Origin of the sequence: Porphyromonas uenonis DSM 23387 = JCM 13868, from assembly GCF_000482365.1 — a bacterium.
GTDB lineage: Bacteria > Bacteroidota > Bacteroidia > Bacteroidales > Porphyromonadaceae > Porphyromonas > Porphyromonas uenonis.
Genome location: NZ_AXVC01000026.1, coordinates 40,819 through 64,177 on the forward strand (window position 1 = coordinate 40,819; position 23,359 = coordinate 64,177).

At 54.0% G+C, this 23,359-nt stretch carries 18 protein-coding genes; 10 read left to right on the forward strand and 8 right to left on the reverse strand.

Features of this window, described 5'->3' with window-relative positions; translation table 11 throughout:
* Window position 1 precedes the first annotated feature (1 nt).
* The 10 genes from L215_RS0102605 (at window position 2) to L215_RS0102650 (ending at window position 10,098) form a co-directional block, all read left to right on the forward strand.
* Window positions 2–532, forward strand: a complete 531-nt coding sequence (locus tag L215_RS0102605; protein WP_025883928.1) for a histidine phosphatase family protein — start codon at window positions 2–4, stop codon at window positions 530–532.
* A complete protein-coding gene (locus L215_RS0102610; RefSeq protein ID WP_036872012.1) occupies window positions 525–2,006 on the forward strand; it encodes a cobyric acid synthase in 1,482 nt (493 codons plus the stop codon). Before L215_RS0102605 ends, L215_RS0102610 begins: the two co-directional genes overlap by 8 nt.
* Window positions 2,003–3,022, forward strand: a complete 1,020-nt coding sequence (locus tag L215_RS0102615) for a pyridoxal phosphate-dependent aminotransferase (RefSeq protein ID WP_025883925.1) — start codon at window positions 2,003–2,005, stop codon at window positions 3,020–3,022. Before L215_RS0102610 ends, L215_RS0102615 begins: the two co-directional genes overlap by 4 nt.
* Window position 3,023: 1 nt before the next feature.
* Window positions 3,024–3,938: an adenosylcobinamide-phosphate synthase CbiB gene (gene cbiB, locus L215_RS0102620; protein WP_025883923.1), complete on the forward strand. Its 915-nt coding sequence runs from the start codon at window positions 3,024–3,026 to the stop codon at window positions 3,936–3,938.
* 138 nt (window positions 3,939–4,076) lie between these two features.
* Window positions 4,077–5,165, forward strand: a complete 1,089-nt coding sequence (locus tag L215_RS0102625; RefSeq protein ID WP_025883921.1) for a DHH family phosphoesterase — start codon at window positions 4,077–4,079, stop codon at window positions 5,163–5,165.
* Between the two features lie 39 nt (window positions 5,166–5,204).
* Window positions 5,205–5,834 carry a DUF4827 domain-containing protein gene (locus L215_RS0102630; protein ID WP_025883919.1) on the forward strand — a complete coding sequence of 210 codons (630 nt, stop codon included), beginning with the start codon at window positions 5,205–5,207 and terminating at the stop codon, window positions 5,832–5,834.
* Between the two features lie 74 nt (window positions 5,835–5,908).
* A complete protein-coding gene (gene glmM / locus L215_RS0102635) occupies window positions 5,909–7,306 on the forward strand; it encodes a phosphoglucosamine mutase (RefSeq protein WP_025883918.1) in 1,398 nt (465 codons plus the stop codon).
* 3 nt (window positions 7,307–7,309) lie between these two features.
* Entirely contained in the window at window positions 7,310–8,791 is a 1,482-nt protein-coding gene (gene rlmD / locus L215_RS0102640; protein WP_027451294.1) for a 23S rRNA (uracil(1939)-C(5))-methyltransferase RlmD, read from the forward strand.
* On the forward strand, window positions 8,781–9,260 hold the full coding sequence (locus L215_RS0102645; protein WP_025883917.1) for a Csac_0668 family 2Fe-2S cluster-binding (seleno)protein: 480 nt from the start codon (window positions 8,781–8,783) through the stop codon (window positions 9,258–9,260). Before rlmD ends, L215_RS0102645 begins: the two co-directional genes overlap by 11 nt.
* 304 nt (window positions 9,261–9,564) lie before the next feature.
* Entirely contained in the window at window positions 9,565–10,098 is a 534-nt protein-coding gene (locus tag L215_RS0102650; protein WP_025883915.1) for a CD225/dispanin family protein, read from the forward strand.
* A gap of 278 nt (window positions 10,099–10,376) precedes the next feature.
* Here the strand turns inward: L215_RS0102650 and L215_RS0102655 are convergent, their stop codons facing one another.
* The 8 genes from L215_RS0102655 to L215_RS10190 form a co-directional block, all read right to left on the reverse strand.
* On the reverse strand, window positions 10,377–10,907 hold the full coding sequence (locus tag L215_RS0102655; protein ID WP_025883914.1) for a DUF4252 domain-containing protein: 531 nt from the start codon (window positions 10,905–10,907) through the stop codon (window positions 10,377–10,379).
* A 76-nt stretch (window positions 10,908–10,983) separates the two neighbouring features.
* Window positions 10,984–11,508, reverse strand: coding sequence for a hypothetical protein (locus L215_RS09170; protein ID WP_036872009.1), 525 nt, complete (start codon window positions 11,506–11,508; stop codon window positions 10,984–10,986).
* A 38-nt stretch (window positions 11,509–11,546) separates the two neighbouring features.
* Window positions 11,547–12,053, reverse strand: coding sequence for an RNA polymerase sigma factor (locus L215_RS0102665; protein ID WP_025883910.1), 507 nt, complete (start codon window positions 12,051–12,053; stop codon window positions 11,547–11,549).
* An 804-nt stretch (window positions 12,054–12,857) separates the two neighbouring features.
* Window positions 12,858–14,690 (reverse strand): InlB B-repeat-containing protein, encoded by a 1,833-nt coding sequence (locus L215_RS09740; protein ID WP_081780334.1) that lies wholly within the window; start codon window positions 14,688–14,690, stop codon window positions 12,858–12,860.
* Window positions 14,691–14,999: 309 nt separating this feature from the next.
* Window positions 15,000–17,033 carry a hypothetical protein gene (locus tag L215_RS09180; RefSeq protein ID WP_052343468.1) on the reverse strand — a complete coding sequence of 678 codons (2,034 nt, stop codon included), beginning with the start codon at window positions 17,031–17,033 and terminating at the stop codon, window positions 15,000–15,002.
* A gap of 141 nt (window positions 17,034–17,174) precedes the next feature.
* Window positions 17,175–19,811, reverse strand: coding sequence for a hypothetical protein (locus tag L215_RS0102685; protein ID WP_027451295.1), 2,637 nt, complete (start codon window positions 19,809–19,811; stop codon window positions 17,175–17,177).
* 140 nt (window positions 19,812–19,951) lie between these two features.
* Window positions 19,952–21,955, reverse strand: coding sequence for a right-handed parallel beta-helix repeat-containing protein (locus tag L215_RS0102690; protein ID WP_025884417.1), 2,004 nt, complete (start codon window positions 21,953–21,955; stop codon window positions 19,952–19,954).
* Window positions 21,956–22,240: 285 nt separating this feature from the next.
* Window positions 22,241–23,359: hypothetical protein (locus L215_RS10190; protein WP_027451297.1), on the reverse strand; the 1,119-nt coding region annotated here is incomplete at its 5' end.

Below are 23,359 nucleotides of genomic sequence, written 5' to 3' on the forward strand. Positions count from 1 at the left end.
TATGAGTCTTTACCTTGTGCGTCACACTCCCGTTGCTCTACCGCAGGGCATCTGCTACGGCTGGCTCGAAGTGCCACTCTCGGCGGAGTACCCTCGCTATGTTCGGCAGATCATCGCAGAGCTGAGGGAAGTCCAGCTAGACAAGGTCTACAGTAGTCCGTCGCTCCGCTGTGTTGTCCTCGCTGAGGCGATAGCCCTGACAAAGGGGCTGACCGTTCGTCAGGACGAACGACTGCGCGAGCTGAACTTTGGGGCGTGGGAAGGGCTCTCTTGGCAGGAAGTTTACGAGCAAGAGGCGGGACGTGCGTGGTTTGCCGACTACTGGCACGCTAAGACGGCGGACGGCGAGAGCCACGACGACTTATTGGCGCGGGTAGCTGACTTCGAGGCGGAGCGGGACAAGGGCAGTCAGACGCTCCTTGTGACGCACGCTGGTGTCATTCGCGCTTATCGTATCTTGCTGGGCAAGCTTTCGCCTAGCGAAGCGATGGCGCTAGAGGTTAACTTTGGAGAGATATATCAATATGAGTAAGCTAAAGCCGATTATGCTCGTCGGAACTGGCTCCGACGTGGGGAAGTCCATCGTAGCGACAGGCATCTGTCGTATCTTGCTGCAGGAGGGGTACAAGCCCGCTCCCTTTAAAGCGCAAAACATGTCGCTCAATAGCTATCCTACTCCCGAAGAAGGCGAGATAGGTCGTGCGCAAGCGGTGCAAGCTGAGGCGTGCGGGATACCTTGTCACACCGATATGAACCCGATCCTCCTCAAGCCGACGGCCGATCAGACGACGCAGGTGATCCTCAACGGCAAGGCGGTGGGCAATCAGTCGGCACGCGCTTACTTCAACGTCGAGCAGCGCAAGCCTCTCTTTGTAGAGGCGATGAAAGCGTTCGACAGACTAGCGAGCCAGTACAACCCGATCGTGATAGAAGGCGCGGGCAGCATCTCGGAGGTCAACCTCTGGCCGATGGACATCGTCAATATGCGAGTGGCTCTGCGGACTGGCGCTGACGTTTACCTCGTGGCAGACATCGAGCGCGGAGGGATCTTCGGCAGTCTCTACGGGACGATCGAGCTCTTGCCCCCAGCAGAGCGTGCTACGATCAAGGGGATCATCATCAATAAGTTCCGAGGCGACAGCTCGCTCTTTGACTCTGGACGAAAGATCATTCAAGACTTGACCAAAGTCCCCGTCGTAGGCCTGCTCCCTTACCTGCCGAATATGCAGATAGATGCGGAGGATGGCGTCTCCATCGACAGCTATGCCGCACAGCCTCGCCCCGATACGCTCAATGTGGCGGTGGTACGACTGCCGCACATCTCCAACTTCACCGACTTTGACTCGCTACGCTTCATCTCTGGCGTCACGCTCTACTTCACTTCCGACGCTGAGGCGCTCCGCCAGGCGGACATCATCATGCTCCCCGGCAGTAAGAACACGATCGACGACCTCCTCTGGCTACAGGCCGAGGGACTCGAGGCGGTCATCCAGGCTCATCACAAGGCGGGCCGTCCGCTCTACGGCATTTGCGGAGGTTATCAGATGATGGGTCTGCGCATCACCGACACCGATGGCGTCGAGGGCGAGCCACGCACCGTCCGTGGTCTAGGACTTCTGCCCACTGAGACCACGCTGCAGAGCAATAAAGCGGTGCGTACCTCCACTTTTACCTACCTTCCCACGGGCACTCCCGACTGTCAAGGCTACGAGATCCACTGCGGGGTCACGCAGCCCGTCGATGCGCCCGAGTCGCCGGTAGTTATGAGGGCTGGCGAAACGCCCGACGGCTACTGGGTCTCCCCTCGCTTGTGGGGAAGCTACATGCACGGCATCTGGGACAATGAAGCGATCCTGCAGCAGATTCTGCACGAGGTAGCGCCTGAGCGAACCTTCCACCTAGAGCGAACCTTCGCTACCCGCCAAGCTGCCTACGATCGCCTTGCTGAGCATATGCGTCAGCATCTAGATATAGAGTACATGCTCAAAAGTCTGCGCAACGTATGATAGTAGGACACGGGGACGACCGATACAGCTACGGAGCGCTCGTGCGCTACGACTTCTCTAGCAATGTGCCTTATCGCAACCATGCGGGCGAAATCATAAGCCACCTCTCAGGAAGACTAGAGAGCCTAACCCACTATCCAGACCCTCAGGCGAAAGAGTTGCGCGAGCTCTTGGCTGAGCACTGGCGCCTCGATCCCGACTGGCTACTGGTGACCAGTGGGTCGACGGAGGCTTTCTACCTCTTAGCGCATCTCTTTGCTGGTGGCGAGACGCTCATCACCGTTCCCTCCTTTGCTGAGTATGAGGACGCTTGCCAGCTCTATCGCCATCACCTCACCTATATCCCGACAAGTGCCATAGCCAGCCAAAGCACCCCTGCCGATCTCCTCTGGAGTGCTCTGCCAAACAATCCTGACGGTGACATCTCTCATCGTGCGGCGCTCCTCAATTACTGCTCGGCTCATCCAGATAGTTACGTAATCGTGGACGAAGCCTACGCAGAGCTCTGTGCCGAGCCCGTGACGCTTCTAGACGAAGTGGCGCATCACCCCAATCTGATCCTTGTTCGTTCGCTGACCAAGAGCTTTGCGCTCCCAGGCATACGTCTCGGCTACATCGTCGCTCACCCCTCGCTGCTGGCTCGCCTTGAACCACTCCGCTCGCCTTGGAGTGTCAATGCCCTTGCCCTAGAGGCAGGCGCTTACATTTGCCAGCATTACGACCGCTTACTGCCTGATGCTGCGGGCTTAGTGCGGGAGGCGCAGCATCTCGCTCACGAGGTGGCGCAGATCGCAGGCATCTCGCTGATACCCAGTCCCACACCCTACTTCCTCGCTTGTCTAGATCAGGGACGCGGCACCGCAGCCCAGCTCAAGGAGTACCTCGTCGCGCAGCATGGCGTCTTGATCCGTGATGCGGCCAATTTCCGCTCCCTCTCGCCTCGCCACTTCCGCCTCTCGGTGCAGTCTCCCGAAGCTGGTCAAGCGCTACTCCGAGGTTTGTCAAGCTACTTATAGTATGTACCCGCTACTCTTCGGACTCCTCCTCGACCTGCTCCTCGGCGATCCACGCTGGGCGCTCCACCCGATACGACTCTTCGGCCAGCTCATCGCATGGGGCGAGCGCTGGCTCAACCATCCGCCCCATCAGAAGGCAAAAGGCACACTCCTCGCCCTCACGCTCGTGCTGGGCGTCTGGGGCTTTTTCTTTGCCATCGAATGGCTCCTGGCGGACTATCGTTACGTCCTATTGGCTTGGCAAACGGTTTTCTTCTTCTTTGCGATCTGCCCGCGAAGCTTGATCGGCGAAGCCTTGGCGGTAGAGCGCTACGTGGTGGCTGGTGACCTCGAGGGAGCTCGCAAGCGTCTCTCCTGGATCGTGGGTCGTGACACCTCGCAGCTCACCTTTGCGCAGATTCGCACCGCTGTGCTGGAGACGCTTGCGGAGAATCTCTCCGATGGGGTCATCGCTCCGCTCTTCTTCTACGCTCTAGGTGGCGTGCCGCTCATGATGGCTTATAAAATGATCAACACGCTCGACTCCATGATTGGCTACAAAGACCCACGCTACAAGGACTTCGGCTACTTTGCCGCACGTATGCTCGATGACGCTGCGAACTATATCCCGTCTCGTCTCACGGCACTCCTGATGCTCCTCGTGGCTCCGAGTCGGCGAGCGGTACGCACCGTCTGGCGGGATGCTCGCAAGCATGCCAGCCCCAACTCGGGCTATCCTGAGTCCGCTCTGGCGGGGATCCTCGGCGTACAGTTTGGCGGCCCCAACATCTACCACGGCATGCTCGTCGAGAAGCCCTATATCGGCACCCCGCTCCACGCAGTCACCGCACAGACGCTGCGACGCACCATCGTCATCGTCATCGCCGTCACGCTCCTCGCCAGCCTCCTCGTCCTCCTCACCTACCTCTACCGCTAGAAAAAACAGCTAGCCATTGGTCAAAGGCTAGTGAGCACTAGTGCTCCTAGTGCCACTAGAGGAACCCTCTAATCTCTAACCTCTAATCTCTAACCTCTAATTTCGTATCTTTGCGGGTGTATACCTTCACAGATCACTATGTCGCAACTGAGCAATAGACCTTTGTCAGATACGTTGGAGCTTACTTCTCTCGGAGATGTGGGCGAGCGTCGTGTCGTCATCGTGGGGCATAAGTCGCCTGACGGGGACTGCATAGGCAGTGCCTTGGGGCTGCGTAGCTACCTGCTGGCACGGGGCGCTGACGAGGTCTCCATCCTAGTGGTGGGGCGCATGCCGGACAATCTGCTCTGGCTTCCAGGGGCTGAGACGATACATCAGCTCTCAGCGCAGAGCGACTTAGAGCCGATACGTCAGATATTGGCTCAGGCTAGACTACTGCTCCTAGTCGACTTCAACCATCTGGGGCGTATCGGCAACCCGCTCGAGGGTTTGGTCACTGAGATCGTGGGCAAGCCCGAGGTGCGCTCCGTCATGATAGACCATCATCCAGAGCCTGAGATGGGACTGGTCGATGAGATGTATAGCGACACGTCGGCCTGTGCCACGGGCTTTCTCATAGCGGAGCTGCTCGGTGGCGGTGCGTCGAGAGAGCTAGAGCTCCATGGTGGTGCCGATATGGCGACCTGCCTGCTGGCTGCAACCTATACGGATACGGGTCTCCTGCGGCATGGGCATATTACGCCGACGCTCTTTAGGACGATCGCTCACCTCCTAGAGGTCGGTGCGAGACATGAGGAGATCGTGCTACGGATCTTCAAGAGCGACAAGCTGAGCCGACAGCGGCTCCTCGGCTACATCATCAACGAGCGCACGACCTACGACCTAGATTTAGGGGTGGCGGTCTTTACGCTTAGGCAGGAGGACTTTGACCGCTTTGGCATAGAGCCGGGAGATACTGAGGGCCTAGTCAATGTGCCTCTTGACGTGGCGGGTATACGGGCTGTCGCCTTCCTTCGCGAGCAGCGCGACCCCGACGAGCCAGTCAAGATATCGCTTCGCTCGCAGGGCAACTTGCCGGTCAATGAGGTGGCAAGCAAGATCTTTGGCGGGGGCGGACATCTAAACGCTGCGGGCGCTGAGTACCAAGGCACGCTGTCAGATGCGCTAGCACTCGTGTGGGAGGGGTTGCGCCAGCTTGTGCAGGATTACCCAGAGGTTAGAGATTAGAGATTAGATATTAGAGGTTAGAGATTAGACAATAGAAATATGAAAGCAACAAACCATACCTTCACCGCTCTCGTGACGCTTGTCCTGATGCTCCTACTAGGGCAGGGCGTCCTGACTAGTTGTCGCGATAAGCAGCACATCAAGTCGCTCTCGGAGATGCTACGTGACGAGAAGAAGATGATCGACAACTTCATCCAGGAGCAAGGAATGAATGTGCAGGAGGGCACGGAGGGTCAGCGTGAGTTTGACCCGAGCGTGTGGTACAAGTTCCCCAATGGAGTCTACATGCAGGTCATCGACAAAGGCGGCGAGCTGGCCAAGCCAGAGCGCACGCGTGTCATGCTGCGGATGAAGGGCCGCTTCATCGCACCGGACTATAACCATGAGTTTGACAATCTATCCAAGGGCTACATGCAGTCTACGGAGTTTATCTATGTCAACACACGCGACCGCAGTGGCTCTGTCCACTACAAGCTGATCCAAGAGCAGTTTGGTCACTCGATCGACGCACTGATGTGTGAGGGCGTCGCCTATCCGCTTACGATGGTGGGCAATGGCGCTAGAGTACGTCTTCTCGTCCCCTTCCTCCTCGGGCCCAATGTGGCATACAATGCGGGTGCTCCGATGTACTGCGAAGAGGTCTGGTACCAGTTTGTCGAGGAGTCCTAGCCTACTTCTCCAGCATCTCTGGCGCTACTCTGCGCAAGCTATCCATTTTCGAAACAACACACTTAATCAATACTATGACGGTCATCAAATCAATCTCTGGAATACGCGGTACGGTCGGAGGCTCTCTGACGGACGGCTTCAACCCATTGACGATAGCACACTTTGTCGTGGGATATGCACAGCACATCAAGCTATACGAGTCTATAAGTAGACCAACTATTGTGGTGGGACGCGATGCTCGCCTATCGGGCGAGATGGTCGAGCAAGTGGTCATCGGCACGCTCCTCGGTATGGGCTGCGATGTCATCAACATCGGTCTAGCAACGACTCCGACCACTGAGATGGCTGTCCTAGGGCATCGTGCTGACGGTGGTATCATCATTACCGCTTCACACAACCCAATCCAATGGAATGCGCTGAAGTTCCTCGGGAGCGATGGCACTTTCCTCAATGTGGATCGTGGCAACGAGGTGCTTCGTCTCTCGGAGGATCACACGGTTCCCTTTGCTTCGGTAGAAGACTTGGGACAAGTCGTCTCGACCGACTCCTATCTGCAAAAACATATTGACGCAATCCTCGCACTGCCCGAGGTGGACGTGGAGGCTATCCGCAAAGCTGAGCTGACGGTCGCCTACGACCCGATCAATTCGGTCGGCGCTATCGCTCTGCCTCCGCTCTTTGAGGCGCTTGGCGTCAAGGAGTGGAGAGGTATCAATGATACAGCCGATGGAAAGTTTGCCCACAACCCCGAGCCACTACCCAGCCACCTCGTGGATCTCTGCGAATTGGTACGCATAGCACGTGCCGATGTGGGCTTTTCGGTAGATCCAGACGTGGATCGCCTAGCGATCATTGACGAGACGGGACACCCCTTTGGCGAGGAGTACACACTGGTCTCTGTCGCTGACTACCTCCTCGGCTATCATGAGGGAGGGAACACGGTCTCTAACATGAGTTCGACACGCGCTCTGCGAGACATTACCGAGCAGCATGGCGGAAGCTACATGCCCGCAGCTGTTGGCGAGGTCAACGTGGTCAAGCGTATGCGAGAGACCGACGCACTCATCGGTGGCGAAGGCAACGGCGGCGTCATCTATCCTCGTCTGCATGCTGGACGCGATGCGCTCGTTGGCATTGCGCTCTTCCTAACCCACTTGGCGAAGAGTGGCGAGACGGTAAGCCAGCTACGGAAGCGCTACCCCGACTACGCCATGTGCAAGCGTCGTGTAGAGCTACCTGCGGGCACCGACGTAGCGGCTCTCTTCGCCAGCCTGGAGCGTGAAGTCACTGCGCTGAAGCCCCTGACGGAGGATGGACTGAAGATAGACTTTGACGACTCGTGGGTGCAGGTACGTCCCAGCAATACGGAGCCGATCGTCCGTGTCTACACGGAGGCTCCTACGGAGGAGGCTGCCTCTGCATTGGCTGATGAGTACGTCTCGCTCGTGGAGCAGCAGCTCGCTCGCAAGTAGCCTATGGCAAGAAGTCGCAAAGAGCCGAGATATCTGGACGATGTACTCATCGAGCGGATGGGTGCCGAGGGACAATGCGTAGCACATGTCGAGGACAAGGTGCTCTTCGTCCCCTATGCGGCGCCAGGCGACCGCTGTCGCATACGTGTCGGTCGCTCCAAGCGAAGCTATATGACGGGCACTATTGAGGAGCTCCTGGAGCCTTCGCCACTACGTGTGGAGCCTCGTTGCGAAGTCTTCGGAGCGTGTGGCGGGTGCAAGTGGCAACAGCTACCTTACGAGGAGCAGCTCCGTGGTAAGGCGCAACAAGCCGCGGACGCTATGACGCGCATCGGACATATAGCCATTGAGCAGACAGAGCCGATCGTAGGGTGTGAGGATCCGTGGCACTACCGCAACAAGGTCGAGTTCACCTTTAGCAAAAAGCGTTGGCTCACCGAGGAGGAGCTCAAAAGCCTTCCCGAGGAAGCGAGCGAAAAGGAGCTTTGTGGGGTAGGCTTTCACAAGGCGGGAATGTTTGACAAGGTACTAGACCTACATGGCGTGACCTGTCAGATAGCCGACCCGATAGCTTCGGAGATACGAGACTACCTCAACGACTACTGCCTGGCGCGCTGGGAGGAGTACCCCTACTATGACCAGAGAGCGCACGAGGGCGTGATGCGAACGCTCCTAATCCGCACCACAACGCTGGGCGGGCTGATGGTTTTGATCGCCTTTGCCGAGGGAACGGAGGAGCTGCGCGTGCAACTGCTAGAAGCGCTACGTCTGCGCTTCCCCCAGATCACGTCGCTCTACTATATGGTCAATACGAAGCTTAACGACAGCCTCGCCGATCTCCCCGCGCAGCTCTACAGCGGTGCGCCATACATCGAGGAGAATATGCACGGCCTGCGCTATCGTATCGGCCCTAAGTCCTTCTACCAGACGAATAGTCGTCAGGCTGAGCGACTCTACGAGAAGGTGCGTGAATACGCTCAGCTCAAGGGCGATGAAGTGGTCTACGATCTCTACACGGGCGCTGGGACGATCGCCAACTACTTGGCGCAAAGCTGTCGCTCCGTCATTGGGATCGAGTATGTGCCCGAGGCGGTCGAGGATGCTTTTGTCAATAGAGATCAGAACGGTATCACGAATGCCACCTTCTACGCTGGCGATATGAAGGCGATCCTGACCGATGACTTCGTCGCAGCGCATGGACGTCCCGAGGTGCTCGTGACCGATCCGCCACGTGCTGGCATGGACGCCCTCGTCGTGGAGGTGATCCTGCGGGCGGCTCCTCAGCGCATCGTCTACGTCAGCTGCAATCCAGCGACACAAGCCCGAGACTTAGCGCTCCTCATGGCTGAGGGGCAGTACAGAGCCGTGAAGGCTTGCGCTGTTGACATGTTCCCCCATACGCATCACGTGGAGACGGTAGCTCTGTTGTCCAAACTAAATACAGAACATCATTTAGATATAGAAATAGGGGAAGATGAAGATTAATAATGAATGTTGTTGTGGATGCAAAACAGAAAAGCCGGATCAAATTAAAGACAATTGTCCTGTATGTAATAATGAAGGGATTTCCGTTAGTAAAGTAACTGTTGAACATCTAGTGGTAGATGATTATCGTAATGCTGTTAACGGAGATCAATATAAGATTTGCATGAACGAGGACTGCGACGTTGTTTACTATAACTTAGATAATGAAATAAAATTCTTGAAAGACCAAGTTAGAGTTCCTATCTGGGTTAAGAAAGATGCAGATCCTAAGTATGCTTGTTATTGTAGCGAAGTCACAGAAAATCAGGTAATTGAAGCAGTTGTAAAGCATGGCGCGAAATCCGTAAAAGAAGTAAATGCCATCACTGGGGCAATGAGAAATTCTAATTGTAAAGAAAACAATCCGTTGGGAGTTTGTTGTCATAAGATTATTCAGGAAGCTATCGATAAAGGCTTGAAAATGAAATAATTACAGTCGATATGTTCCTACAAACGAGAGCCAATCTTTGATATGTTTCCATCTACGAGCGTGGATATGTTCCCCATAACCATAGGGGTTGAGCATGTGGTGCTACTGGAGCGTACTGAGTAGCAGGAGAAGAGCGCATAGGATCGAATAGTAAGAATTGCTTAACTTCGCACAAGAAACGGCAGATTACAGCGCCCATCGCCAAAAGCATCGTCAGTCGCTTACGACTAAGTCTGGATATGCCTCTGGACACTGTATGAAGACAAGTCATATATCCCAACTCTAATCACAAAACATATAGACTATGAAACAGTACTATCTCGTCATCAATGGGGAGAAGAGTGGCCCGTTTACCATCGACCAGCTGGCTACACAGCAGCTCACCCCTGAGACTCCTGTATGGACAGAGGGCATGAGTGACTGGATGCCGGCACAGCAGGTCGCTGAGCTTAGCTCATTCTTTGCACCACAGACTCCAGGACCAGAGATGGCTCAGCCCACAGTTCCTCCACAGGCGCCGGCTTACAACGCTGCTCCTTCCTATGGCAATCCCCAGCCTCAGACGCCAAACGGTCAGGTTATGCCTCCCAACTACCTCGTCTGGAGCATCCTCGTGACGCTCCTCTGCTGTTTGCCTGGTGGAATCGTCGCCATCGTCTACTCAACGCAGGTCTCCTCTCGCTTCCTACAGGGCGACTACGAGGGTGCTAATGCTTCGAGCCGCAACGCTCGCAAGTGGGCGATTATCTCAGCCGTCGCGGGAGCAGTGATTGGTATCATATACGCAATTATCATTGCTGTCACAGGAGCTTCCGCCTTTGCCTTGAGTCAATACTAAAGGCATGGTGTAGACCTATTCGATAGTTCTATCAAGTCAAAAGAGAGGGAGTCCCCATATCGGGGGCTCCCTCTCGTCGCTTCTGTTCAATTTACAACTAAAACTAATCACAAAACAGTCTTGCCACACGGCCCCCCTCTCGGGCTCTCCGTGTATGGAGCGTGTACGGTACTCACGTATGGTCACGCTTCGCAAGTTGCTACAGTAACGTGTAGCCCGTTTGTAGGTTCTTACTGAAAGGTTAAGTATAATGGGTCTGGAGTGCAGACGGCGAGTCGCTACTTGCGCCTGCGGTTGTCTTGGGTGACCGCCTTTTCGAGCTGTCGGCGGGAGAAGCTCCCCGAGAAGTTGATCACCGTGTATTCGTCATCGCCCGAGACGATCATGTATAGCTCGGAGGCGTTGTCGCCTTGTATCTGGCCGATCAAGTTGACCACCCCGTTATCGTCCTTGACATACATCAGCTGCTCAAGGTCCGAGTGACGTAGCTCTATGATAGGAGCGAAGGTGCGACGTATCTCCTGTATTGCCTTGCGGTCGGAGGAGGTGTAGATATGTATCGACGTGATGCCGTCCATGATGCCTGCCATGGCGTCGGTGCCATCTATCTTGAGACTAGCCTTGGGGACGCTCTGGAGCATTGCGGGGGAGATGTATACGACGTCCACATTCTTGATCTCCATGAGCCTGGAGGTATTGATACGTGTACGAGCCGAGCGCCGCTGTGCCGATGCGGGTAGTCCTAGTAGGAGTAGCATCGTGAGGGTGACGAAGCTCAGGCGTGAGATATGAGTAATGTATGCTTTCATAGTCTATATGACTGTATCAAGGGGATTCTATATATAAGTCGTTTGAGAGGACGGATTGTTGCAGTCGTGGGTAAAATCAATTGTCCGTCAGGGTCCATCCATCCTCTGAGACGAAGGGGATCTTCTCCATCGAGCTCTGGTAAGAGTCCTGCAGGCGACCAAAGAGCTCGTCGATCTCATCGTTTTGCTCAGAGCAGAGCTGCATGCAGTCACCCAGCTTGGTAAAAGCTGCAAGCGCATACTCATTGACCTGCTCCTGAGGTATCGGCTGACCATTGCGAAGGGATAGCTCCGCCTGTCGGCTGTTGCGTCCCCACTGGAAGACGGAGACCCCTACACCGCCGATGAGTAGTACGGCAGCCGCGACGGCGTACTTACGCACCCATACCCGCCAGCGAGGGGTGGGCGCTGGCGCTGCACTCCGCGTCTGTGTGGCAGCACGCTGTAGGGTAGCCTCTAGGAGCATGCGGTCGGCATAGTATGGCGATCCTGGCTCCTCCTGTAGGAGTGCTAGGTAGAGTACAAACTCCTCGTCGGGCGTAGTCGACCCGTCGTAGTAGCGCTCTAGTAGCTGGTCTATGTCGTGTGATGAATGTATCATAGTGGCTTCTGTATTCTATATATAATAAGGTATGCGGATCACTCCCGCATATCTGCAAAAAGCTTTCGTGCCTCCTTGCGCAGTCGTGAGATCATCGATCGAACGGTCACCTCTTGCAGTCCCATGCGCTGGGCAGTCTCATCGTTGGTCAGCATCATTTCTTGCCTCAGTCTCCACACCTCTTGCTGCTGCTCGGACAGGGTAGCGACCCAGTCGTTGATGCGAGTGAGTTGCTCCTGGACTATAAGATCCTCCTGCGGGGTGGTCGTGACCAGTGGCATCTCTAGCTCTGTAGGCTCCTCCGCATTGCGCAGTCGCTGTGCTGGTGCGCGGAGTGTGTCGATGCATTTGTTACGAGCAATACGGATGGCATACGCCTTAGGCGATGCGATCTCATCTAGATGTGCGCGCTGCTCCCAGAGCTTCACCAGCACATCTTGGGTCACATCCTCCGCCTCCATCTCGTTGGATAGAAGAGCCATACAGACCTGTAGTATCGTCGGCCGTAGGGGGACGTAGGTCTGTATGAAAGTGGCTCCATCCATTGTAATCACTGTAAACTAAAAACTATTCAATGTATAACTGTATAACGCTCGGACCAACGGTCCCCAAAGAGCGCCTTACACCAATAAGACGAGTGAGTCGCCGAAATGTTGCAGCGACTAGCCATTTGAGACTGTTGCAAAAGTCAACAGTCTCCAGTTAGAGATCTGCTCCGATAGTTCCGATAGCTCCGATCCCTAACCTCTAACCTCTAATTGAATTCCTACCTAGGAATTCCCCAAATAGCTACCTAGGAATTGGTCCAATTCCTACGTAGGAAAGAAAAAATTCTTCGGAGGAATCAAATGAAACTTCGGAAGAATCAAATCATAAGTCCGAAGAATTTGGCCATTTCCTAGGTAGCAAATCAAAAATATCTACGGAGGAATTTGGGGAATTCCTAGGGGGGGGGAGATTAGATATTAGAGGTTAGATATTAGAGATTAGAAATTAGAAACGAGTAGCCCTGTGTACGGACGCACGAGACGAGTAACCCTGTGTGCGGACGCACGAGACGAGTAACCCTGTGTGCGGACGCACGAGACGAGTAACCCTGTGTAGGGACGCACGATCTGTGCGTCCGTTCCCGTTAAAGCCCTGACACTGTGACCTTTTACACAACGGACGCCCTCCCACTAGACACTCTCGTGCGTCCCTACAACCGTTACTCGTTCCGTGTATTTCTACCAGTCGCCACACGTCTCGCCCTAAACTATAATTATGCGAGAAGAGCTCCGCAGGATAGTCCTACGGAGCTCTTCTATTATTGTAGTCTGAGAAACTTATAGTTTGTCACATCGTGAGCGTTAGTGCTTGACGACGAGGCGCTGTGCAGCTCCCTTGGTGACTACGAGATAGGTACCCTCGCTCAGTGCGGTGAGGTCTATCTGTAGGCGACCCGAGCGGTCGGCAGCTAGGCGTGTGATCAGCTGTCCATCTAGCGTGTAGAGTGCTACGGTTGCCTCAGGTGCTAGACCTGTGACGGTAGCGGACTCGCTAGCAGGGTTAGGATAGATGACAAACGCATCTGCAGCAACTGCATCAATGCCCGTGTGGTCGACGAAGACTGCGACAATCTCCGTATCTTTTGTGACGGTGAAGGTCATATCCTTGAGAATGTCCTCACCATTTGCCGTAAGCTTGGTGAGCTCGCACTTATCGTTGGCACCCTTAGCTACGACCGTCAGCTTCGTTCCCTCGGGAACAGCGTTGAGATCGACCTGCTCCTGCTCCTTAATGGAGATCGTACCGTGCTCGGTAGGCTTCAGGGTAACGACGTAGTTCTTCTGTAGCTTGGTAAAGGTCGCCTTGACGGTTAGGTTCTCCTTAACGACGACCTTCTTCGTGGCGGTGATGTCTACGCCATTAGCATCTAGCGATACTAGTTCGTAACCTGTAGCTGGGGTAGCATTGATTGTCAACTCTGTGCCGTAGGCAACTGTGTTAAGGTCGCTAGCACCTGTAGCGGTGATCGTGCCTTCGCCCTCCTTAGTGAGCGTAACGGCATAGGTTTTCTTGGTGAAAGTGGCTTTCACTTCGGTATCTGCTGTAACTGTGAACTTCTTCGTTGCGAGGATATCGGTACCGTTGGCGGTGAGTGCTTTTAGCTCGTAGCTGGCTGCCGGGGTAGCTACGATGGTGAGCTCAGTACCCAATGGCACCGCGTTTAGGTCGGTAGCACCAGTAGCAGTGATCGTTCCTTCGCCTTCCTTTGTCAGCGTAACCTTTAAGGGATGTGCGTCCTCTGCGCCCTCGTAGGGAATAGACTTGTTGGTATCGGATTTGTACTTTCGCGTATCCCAGTTCTTACCCTTGGCAATAGCGACATCTGATTTAAGGCAAATATTGCCCTCAAGGTCAGGTTCTTGCACCACAAAAAATGTACCGGCGGCCTTTCCGGTATAGTCGGGCAGGCTGTTCACCAAGCGGGTCATCTCTTCGCCTTTAATTTGATTGCCGGGACAGAAAATCCATGTCAAGGAAGTGTTTTGGGAAACATCCAACGCGGTCAGTTGATTCATGCCACAGAGAAGACTTGTCAACGCGGTGTTTTTTGATACATCCAACGCTTTCAGTTGATTGTAGGAGCAGGAAAGCGTTGTCAACGCGGTGTTCTTGGATACATCCAACGCGGTCAGCTGATTTTCAAAGCAGTAAAGTTCTGTCAACGCAGTGTTTTGAGATACATCCAACGCGGTCAGTTGATTGTTGCCGCAGTAAAGACTTGTCAACGCGGTGTTTTGAGATACATCCAACGCGGTCAGTTGATTGTAGGAGCAGGAAAGCGTTGTCAACGCGGTGTTCTTGGATACATCCAACGCAGTCAGCTGATTGCCAGGATTGTTAGAGCAGTCAAGGTCGGTTACATCTCCGGTGATGGTAACGTTTTGCGATGTGAGCGTATAGGTGATCCATTTCCCGCTCTCGGGTGTACCGGTCAGACCGCTCAGCGTAGGCGCATCGCCCGTATAAGTCATCTTGAGCGCTACCGTCTCCCCATCCGCTTTGGCGGTGGTGAAGGTGATCACGCCCTTTTGTCCAGAGCGCAGAGCCGGAGTAGTAGGCTCCTGTGCGACAGCGACACTCGCTAGGAGTGTGGCTAGTAGGATATAGATCCCAATGCGTAGTTGCTTTTTCATAGTCATATATTGCTTAAAGTGATAGTCGTATATATCAGGGGAGTGCTTTTCCCTTGCATTATGATGCTTTGAAGTGTATTGCGTCAGGTGTAGTAGAGCTGTCTGTCGAAAACTGAGAGGAGGCGTAGCAGTGGAACTTGCGTGCCGACTGGCTACGCACTCCCCTCAGAACTTCAAACAGCTATTTTTCGTTGGCTCTTGGCTGTTGGCTGTTGGCTCTTGGCTGTTAGCTATCGGAGTGATCGGAGCTATCAGAGCTATCGGAGTACTCGTATTCCCAGCTAACAGCCAACAGCCAAGAGCTAACAGCTAACGCTGTACGTGCATGACCTTATGGCCACCGATGATGTAGACGCCTGTGGGTAGTTCCTCGAGAGGCTCAGAGCGTAGCACGCCGTTCATATCGTAGATAGCGCCCTCTGCGGGTTGCAGCTCCGGTGTGACGATGTCGATCGCTGTGCCACCCTTCGGGCTGATGACCACCTCGTTGGTGATGACGTTGCCAGAAGCGTCGCAGACGGCGTGCTTGCTGGCATTCCAGACAGCCCCTGCGGGTTTCGTGATCGAACAGCCATCGAGAGTGAAGTTTGTGAGGTCGCAGATGGAACCTCCGGTGCCCTTTGCCGTGACGGTAGCATTTCTGATTGTAAGAGACTCGCCAGACGTGCCACCGTTGCCTATGAATCCCCAAACGCCTTCGGCATAGACTGTACAACCCTCAATAAGTAGAGCAGCCTCAGTATAGATACCACATCCTTCTTCTCGAGACTTTAGAGTGAGCTGTCCAGTCCCTTTTATAATGGCATTCTTATAGAACATCATTGCGTGCCAATTATTAGAAGTGATGGAGACCTCCCCCTTGACGACACAAGTCAGCTCATCTGTTGAACATATACCGCGACGATCTTCTCCTGCATCGATGGAGGCATCCTCGAGGGTGAGCGTCTTGGTGGTGGGGTCGTAGCTGACGTTGCCCGTGACGCCAGAGATGGCGGTGAGGTCGGAGCAGTTCACAGAGTTGACCATCACGCCAGCTATCTCGAGTCCGTACTCCTCTACAGGTGGTGTGACACCACCCGTGGGTGTGATGACCACCTCGTCGGTGATGACGTTGCCCGAGGCATCGCAGACGGCGTGCTTGCTGGCATTCCAGACAGCCCCTGCGGGTTTCGTGATTTCACACCCCTCGAGAGTTAAGTCTGCGAGGTCGCGGATGGAACCCTTGGTGCCCTTTGCCGTGACGGAAGCATTTCTGATTGTAAGAGACTCGCCAGACGAGCCATCGTAGCCTGCGATTCCCCAATTGCCCTCGGCATAGACTGTACAACCCTCAATAAGTAGAGCAGCCTTAGTATAGATACCACTTCCTTTTGGAGCCTTTATAGTGAGCTGTCCATTCCCTTTTATAATGGCATTCTTAAAGGACACCATTGCGCTCAAATTAGAAGTGATGGAGACCTCCCCCTTGACGACACAAGTCAGCTCATCATAAGTCTCCATGCCATCATGATTTCCTCCATCGATGGAGGCATCCTCGAGGGTGAGCGTCTTGGTAGTGGGGTCGTAGCTGACCCTACCTGTGACGCCAGGGATGGCGGTGAGGTCGGAGCAGTTGGCCGAGGTGACCTCCACGCCTGCGATTATGAGGCCGTACTCCTCTACAGGTGTGACACCACCCGTGGGTGTGATGACCACCTCGTCCTTGATGACGTTGCCCGAGGCATCGCAGACGGCGTGCTTGCTGGCATTCCAGACAGCCCCTGCGGGTTTCGTGATCGAACAGCCATCGAGGGTGAAGTCTGCGAGATCGCTGATGGGACCCTCGGTGCCCTTTGCCGTGACGGAAGCATTTCTGATTGTAAGAGACCCGCCAGACGAACCATTGTTGCCTGAGATTCCCCATTCGCCTTCGGCATAGACTGTACAACCCTCAATAAGTAGAGCAGCCCCAGTAAAGATACCACATCTTTCTGGAGACTTTATAGTGAGCTGTCCATTCCCTTTTATAATGGCATTCTTATCGAACTCCATTGCGTTCCAATCATTATTAGAAGTGATGGAGACCTCCCCCTTGACGACACAAGTCAGCTTATCTTTTGACCATATTCCTCTTCCAACGATGGAGGCATCCTCAAGGGTGAGCGTCTTGGTGGTAGGGTCGTAGCTGACTTTGCCTGTGACGCCATCGATGACCGAGAGGTCGGAGCAGTTTGCCGAGGTGACCGCCACGCCGACAATCTCAAGGCCGTACTTCGTCTGCGCCGAGGCTGAGAAGCCTGCGAGCAGTAAGAGCATCGTGACGAGTGTCGCGATGAGTGTGTGATGATATACTTTTCGTTTCATTGCTGTAGTGTTTTTGAAGTGTCTATATGTATGTAGAGCTGTCTGTCGAAAACTGAGAGGAGGCGTAGCAGTGGAACTTGCGTGCCGACTGGCTACGCACTCCCCTCAGAACTTCAAACAGCTATTTCAATCAATTCTTCCCTAACGCTGTACGTGCATGACCTTATGGCCACCGATGATGTAGACGCCTGTGGGTAGTTCCTCGAGAGGCTCAGAGCGTAGCACGCCGTTCATATCGTAGATAGCGCCCTCTGCGGGTTGCTGCTCAGGCGTGACGAAGTCGATCGCCGTGCCACCCGTGGGTGTGATGACCACTTCGCTGGTGATGACCTTGCCAAAGGCATCGCAGACGGCTTCCTTGCTGGCAAACCAGGCAGCCCCTGCGGGTTTCGTGATCGAACAGCCATCGAGAGTGAAGTTTGAGATAAAGCGGATGGAGCCCTCGGAGCCCTTTGCCGTGACGGAAGCATTTCTGATTGTAAGAGACTCGCCAGCTATGCCACTGCTGCCTGCGATTCCCCATTTGCCCTCGGCATAGACTGTACAACCCTCAATAAGTAGAACAGCCCCAGTATAGATACCAAAGTCTTTTGAAGACTTTAGAGTGAGCTGTCCATTCCCTTTTATAAAGGCATGGCTATAGAACCCCATTGCGGTCAAATTATTAGAAGTGATGGAGACCTCCCCCTTGATGACACAAGTCAGCTCATCTTTTGAATATATACCGTGACGATCTTCTCCTCCATCGATGGAGGCATCCTCAAGGGTGAGCGTCTTGGTGGTGGGGTCGTAGCTGACTTTGCCCTTGACGCCAGAGATCTTGGAGATCTCCTTATAGTTCTTTTCGTTGATGTCAACACCAGCGATCTTGAGGCCGTACTCCTTTACAGGTGGTGTGACACCACCCGTGGGTGTGATGACCACCTCGCTGGTGATGATATTGCCCGAGGCATCGCAGACGGCTTCCTCTTCAGCATTCCAGACAGCCCCTGCGGGTTTCGTGATCTCACACCCCTCGAGAGTGAAGTTTGCGAAGTAGCCGATGGAACCCTCGGTGCCCTTTGCCGTAACGGAAGCATTTTTGATTGTAAGAGACTCGCCAGAGCCATTCCGGCCTATGATTCCCCAAACGCCTTCGGCATAGACTGTACAACCCTCAATAAGTAGAGCAGCCTTAGAATAGATACCACATTCTTCTGAAGACTTTAGAGTGAGCTGTCCATGCCCTTTTATAATGGCATTGTTAGCGAACGCCATTGCGCTCGATTTATTAGAAGTGATGGAGACCTTCCCCTTGATGACACAAGTCAGCTGATCTATTGACCATATACCTTGACGTTGTTCTCCTACATCGATGGAGGCATCCTCGAGGGTGAGCGTTTTGGTGGTGGGGTCGTAGCTGACTTTGCCCTTGACGCCAGGGATCTTGGAGATCTCCTTATAGTTCTTTTCGTTGATGTCGACACCAGCGATCTTGAGTCCGTACTCCCCTACAGGTGTGATGACCACCTCGTCGGTGATGACGTTGCCCAAGGCATCGCAGACGGCTTCCTTTTCAGCATTCCAGACAGCCCCTGCGGGTTTCATGATCGAACAGTCATCGAGGGTGAAGTTTGTGAAGCTGCGGATGGAGCCATAGGGACCCTTTGCCGTGACGGAAGCATTTCTGATTGTAAGAGACTCGCCAGCTGTGTCACTGCTGCCATTGATTCCCCAACCGCCTTCGGCATAGACTGTACAACCCTCAATAAGTAGAGCAACCTCAGTATAGATACCACAGTATTTTGAAGACTTTAGAGTGAGCTGTCCATTCCCTTTTATAATGGCATTGTTATGGAGCTCCATTGCGGTCCAATCATTAGTAGTGATGGAGACCTCCCCCTTGACGACACAAGTCAGCTCTTCTTTTGACCATATACCTGAACGTTGTTCTCCTCCATCGATGGAGGCATCCTCGAGGGTGAGCGTCTTGGTGGTGGGGTCGTAGCTGACTTTGCCCGTGACGCCATCGATGACCGAGAGATCCTTGCAGTTCTCAGAGGTGACCCACACGCCGGCGATCAGGAGTTCGTACTTCTTTACAGGTGGTGTGACACCACCCGTGGAAGTGATGACCACCTCGTCGGTGATGACGTTGCCCGAGGCATCGCAGACGGCGTGCTCGCTGTCATTCCAGACAGCCCCTGCGGGTTTCGTGATCTTGCACCCCTCGAGGGTGAAGTTTGCAAGATCGCTGATGGAGCCCTTGGAGCCCTTTGCCGTGACGGAAGCATTTTTGATTGTAAGAGACTCGCCAAACGTGCCATCCTTGCCTGCGATTCCCCATTTGCCCTCGGCATAGACTGTACAACCCTCAATAAGTAGAGCAGCCTGAGTATAGATACCACATCCTTTTGGAGCCTTTAGAGTGAGATGTCCATTCCCTTTTATAATGGCATTCTTATCGAACGCCATTGCGCCCAAACTACCATTAGAAGTGATGGAGACCTCCCCCTTGACGACACAAGTCAGCTCATCTTCTGAATATATACTGTGATGATTTACTCTTCCAACGATGGAGGCATCCTCGAGGGTGAGCGTCTTGGTGGTGGGGTCGTAGCTCACCTTGCCCGTGACGCCATCGATGACCGAGAGGTCGGAGCAGTTCGCCGAGGAGACCGTCTCGCCGGCTATCTCGAGTCCGTAATTCGTCTGCGCCGAGGCTGATAAGCCTGCGAGCAGTAAGAGCATCGTGACGAGTGTCGCGATGAGTGATTGATGTAATAGTTTCTGTTTCATTGCCATTGTAGTTTTTGATTTGTATATAGAATGTAAGAGTATAGGTGGCGGTTGAAACTGAGAGGAGGCATAGCAGTGGAACTTGCGTGCCGACCGACTACGCACTCCCCTCAGAACTTCAAAACCAGCTACTACTAGCTCTAACGTTGTATGTGCATGACCTTCTGGCCACCGATGATGTAAACGCCTGTGGGTAGCTCCTCGAGAGGCTCAGAGCGTAGCACGCCGTTCATGTCGTAGATAGCGCCCTCCGCGGGTTGCAGCTCTGGTGTGACGAAGTCGATCGCCGTGCCACCCTTCGGGCTGATGACCACTTCGCTGGTGATGACGTTGCCCGAGGCATCGCAGACGGCGTGCTTGCTGGCATTCCAGACTGCCCCTGCGGGTTTCGTAATCTCACACCCCTCGAGAGTTAAGTTTGCGAGGTCGCGGATGGAGCCATAGGAGCCCTTTGCCGTGACGGTAGCATTTCTGATTGTAAGAGACTCGCCAGACTCGCCATCCTTGCCTGCGATTCCACAATAGCCTTCGGCATAGACTGTACAACCCTCAATAAGTAGAGCAGCCTCAGTATAGATACCACATCCTACTGGAGACTTTATAGTGAGCTGTCCATTCCCTTTTATAATGGCATTGTTATAGAACACCATTGCGTACCGATCATTACCAGAATTGATGGAGACCTCCCCCTTGACGACACAAGTCAGCTCATCTGTTGAACATATACCTCGACGTTGTCCTCCATCGATGGAGGCATCCTCAAGGGTGAGCGTCTTGGTGGCGGGGTCGTAGGTCACCTTGCCCGTGACGCCATCGATGACCGACAGGTCGGAGCAGTTCGCCGAGGTGACCTGCACGTCAGCTATCAGGAGTCCGTATACAGGTGTGATGACCACTTCGCTGGTGATGACGTTGCCCGAGGCATCGCAGACAGCGTGCTTGCTGGCATTCCAGACTGCCCCTGTGGGTTTCGCGATCTCACACCCCTCAAGGGTGAAGTTTGCGAGGTTGCGGATGGAGCCTGCGGTGCCCTTTGCCGTGACGGAAGCATTTCTGATTGTAAGAGACTCGCCAGACGTGCCATCGAAGCCTGCGATTCCACATTTGCCTTCGGCATAGACTGTACAACCCTCAATAAGTAGAGCATCCACAGTATAGATACCCCATCCTTCTGGAGACTTTATAGTGAGCTGTCCATTCCCTTTTATAATGGCATTCTGATGGAACTCTATTGCGTTCGAATTATTAGAAGTGATGGAGACCTCCCCCTTGACGACACAAGTCAGCTCATCTGTTGAACATATACCTTGACGTTGTCCTCCATCGATGGAGGCATCCTCGAGGGTGAGCGTCTTGGTGGCGGGGTCGTAGGTTACCTTCCCCGTGACGCCAGGGATGACCGAGAGGTCGGAGCAGTTCGCCGAGTTGACCCACACGCCGGCTATCGCGAGTCCGTACTCCTCTACAGATGTGATGACCACCTCGTCGGTGATGACGTTGCCCAAGGCATCGCAGACGGCGTACTTGTTGGCATCCCAGACAGCCCCTGCGGGTTTCGTGATCTCGCACCCCTCGAGGGTGAAGTTTGTGAAGTTGCGGATGGAGCCCTCGGTGCTACCCTTTGCCGTGACGGAAGCATTTCTGATTGTAAGAGACACTCCAGACTTGTCATACTCGCCTTCGATTCCCCATTTGCCTTCGGCATAGACTGTACAACCCTCAATAAGTAGAGCAGCCTTAGTATAGATACCACGTTGTTCTGAAGACTTTATAGTGAGCTGTCCATTTCCTTTTATAATGGCATTCTTTTCGAACAGCATTGCGTTCCATTTATTAGAAGTGATGGAGACCTCCCCCTTGACGACACAAGTCAGCTCATCTGTTGACCATATACCTAGACATTCTCTTCCTCCTCCATCGATGGAGGCATCCTCAAGGGTGAGCGTCTTGGTGGAGGGGTCGTAGCTGACTTTGCCCTTGACGCCAGGGATGGCGGTGAGGTCGGAGCAGTTTTCAGAGGTAACCTGCACGTCTGCTATCGCGAGTCCGTACTCCTCCTGTGCGGAGACTGAGGAGCCTGCGAGCAGTAGAACCATCGTGACGAGTGTCGCGATGAGTGATTGATGTAGTAGTTTCTGTTTCATTGCTGTAGTGTTTTTGAAGTGTCTATTATATAATGTGTGTAGAGCTGTCTGCCGAAAACTGAGAGGAGGCATAGCAGTGGAACTTGCGTGCCGACTGGCTACGCACTCCCCTCAGAACTTCAAACAGCTATTTCAAACGTGATTGGCTCTTGGCTGTTAGCGATTGGCTCTTGGCTGTTGGCTATCGGAGTGATCGGAGCTATCAGAGCTATCGGAGTGATCGGAGCTATCGGAGTACTAGTGACTCTAGCCAACAGCTAATAGCCAACGGCCAACAGCTAACGGCTATCGCTGTACATGCATGACCTTCTGGCCACCGACGATGTAGACACCTGTGGGTAGCTCCTCGAGAGGCTCGGAGCGTAGCACGCCGTTCATATCGTAGATAGCGCCCTCTGCGGGGAGCTGCTCCGGTGTGACGAAGTCGATCGCCGTGCCACCCGTAGGTGTGATAACCACCTCGTCGGTGATGACGTTGCCCGAGGCATCGCAGACGGCGTGCTTGCTGGCATTCCAGACAGCCCCTGCGGGTTTCGTGATCTTGCACCCCTCGAGGGTGAAGTTTGTGAGGTAGCGGATGGAGCCCTCGGTGCCCTTTGCCGTGACGGAAGCATTTCTGATTGTAAGAGACTCGCCAGACAAGCCATTGATGCCTGTGATTCCCCATTTGCCTTCGGCATAGACTGTACAACCCTCAATAAGTAGATCAGCCACAGTATAGATACCACTTTCTTCTGAAGACTTTAAAGTGAGCTGTCCATTCCCTTTTATAATGGCATTCTTAGCGAACAACATTGCGCGCCAATTATTAGAAGTGATGGAGACCTTCCCCTTGACGACACAAGTCAGCTCATCAGAAATATTCATGCCATCATCATCTCCTCCATCGATGGAGGCATCCTCGAGGGTGAGCGTCTTGGTGGTGGGGTCGTAGGTCACCTTGCCCGTGACGCCAGGGATGACCGAGAGGTCGGAGCAGTTCGCCGAGGTGACCTTCACGCCGGTTATCATGAGTCCGTACTCCTCTACAGGTGTGATGACCACCTCGTCGGTGATGTCGTTGCCCGAGGCATCGCAGACGGCACGACGGTCGGCATTCCAGACAGCCCCTGCAGGTTTCGTGATCTCACACCCCTCGAGGGTGAAGTTTGCGAGGTCGCAGATGGAGCCTTTGGTACCCTTTGCCGTGACGGAAGCATTTCTGATTGTAAGAGACTCGCCAGACTTGCCAGACTTGCCATCCTTGCCAGTGATTCCCCAATAGCCTTCGGCATAGCCTGCGATTCCACAATAGCCTTCGGCATAGACTGTACAACCCTCAATAAGTAGAGCAGCCTCAGTATAGATACCACTTCCTTCTCGAGACTTTAGAGTGAGCTGTCCATTCCCTTTTATAATGGCATT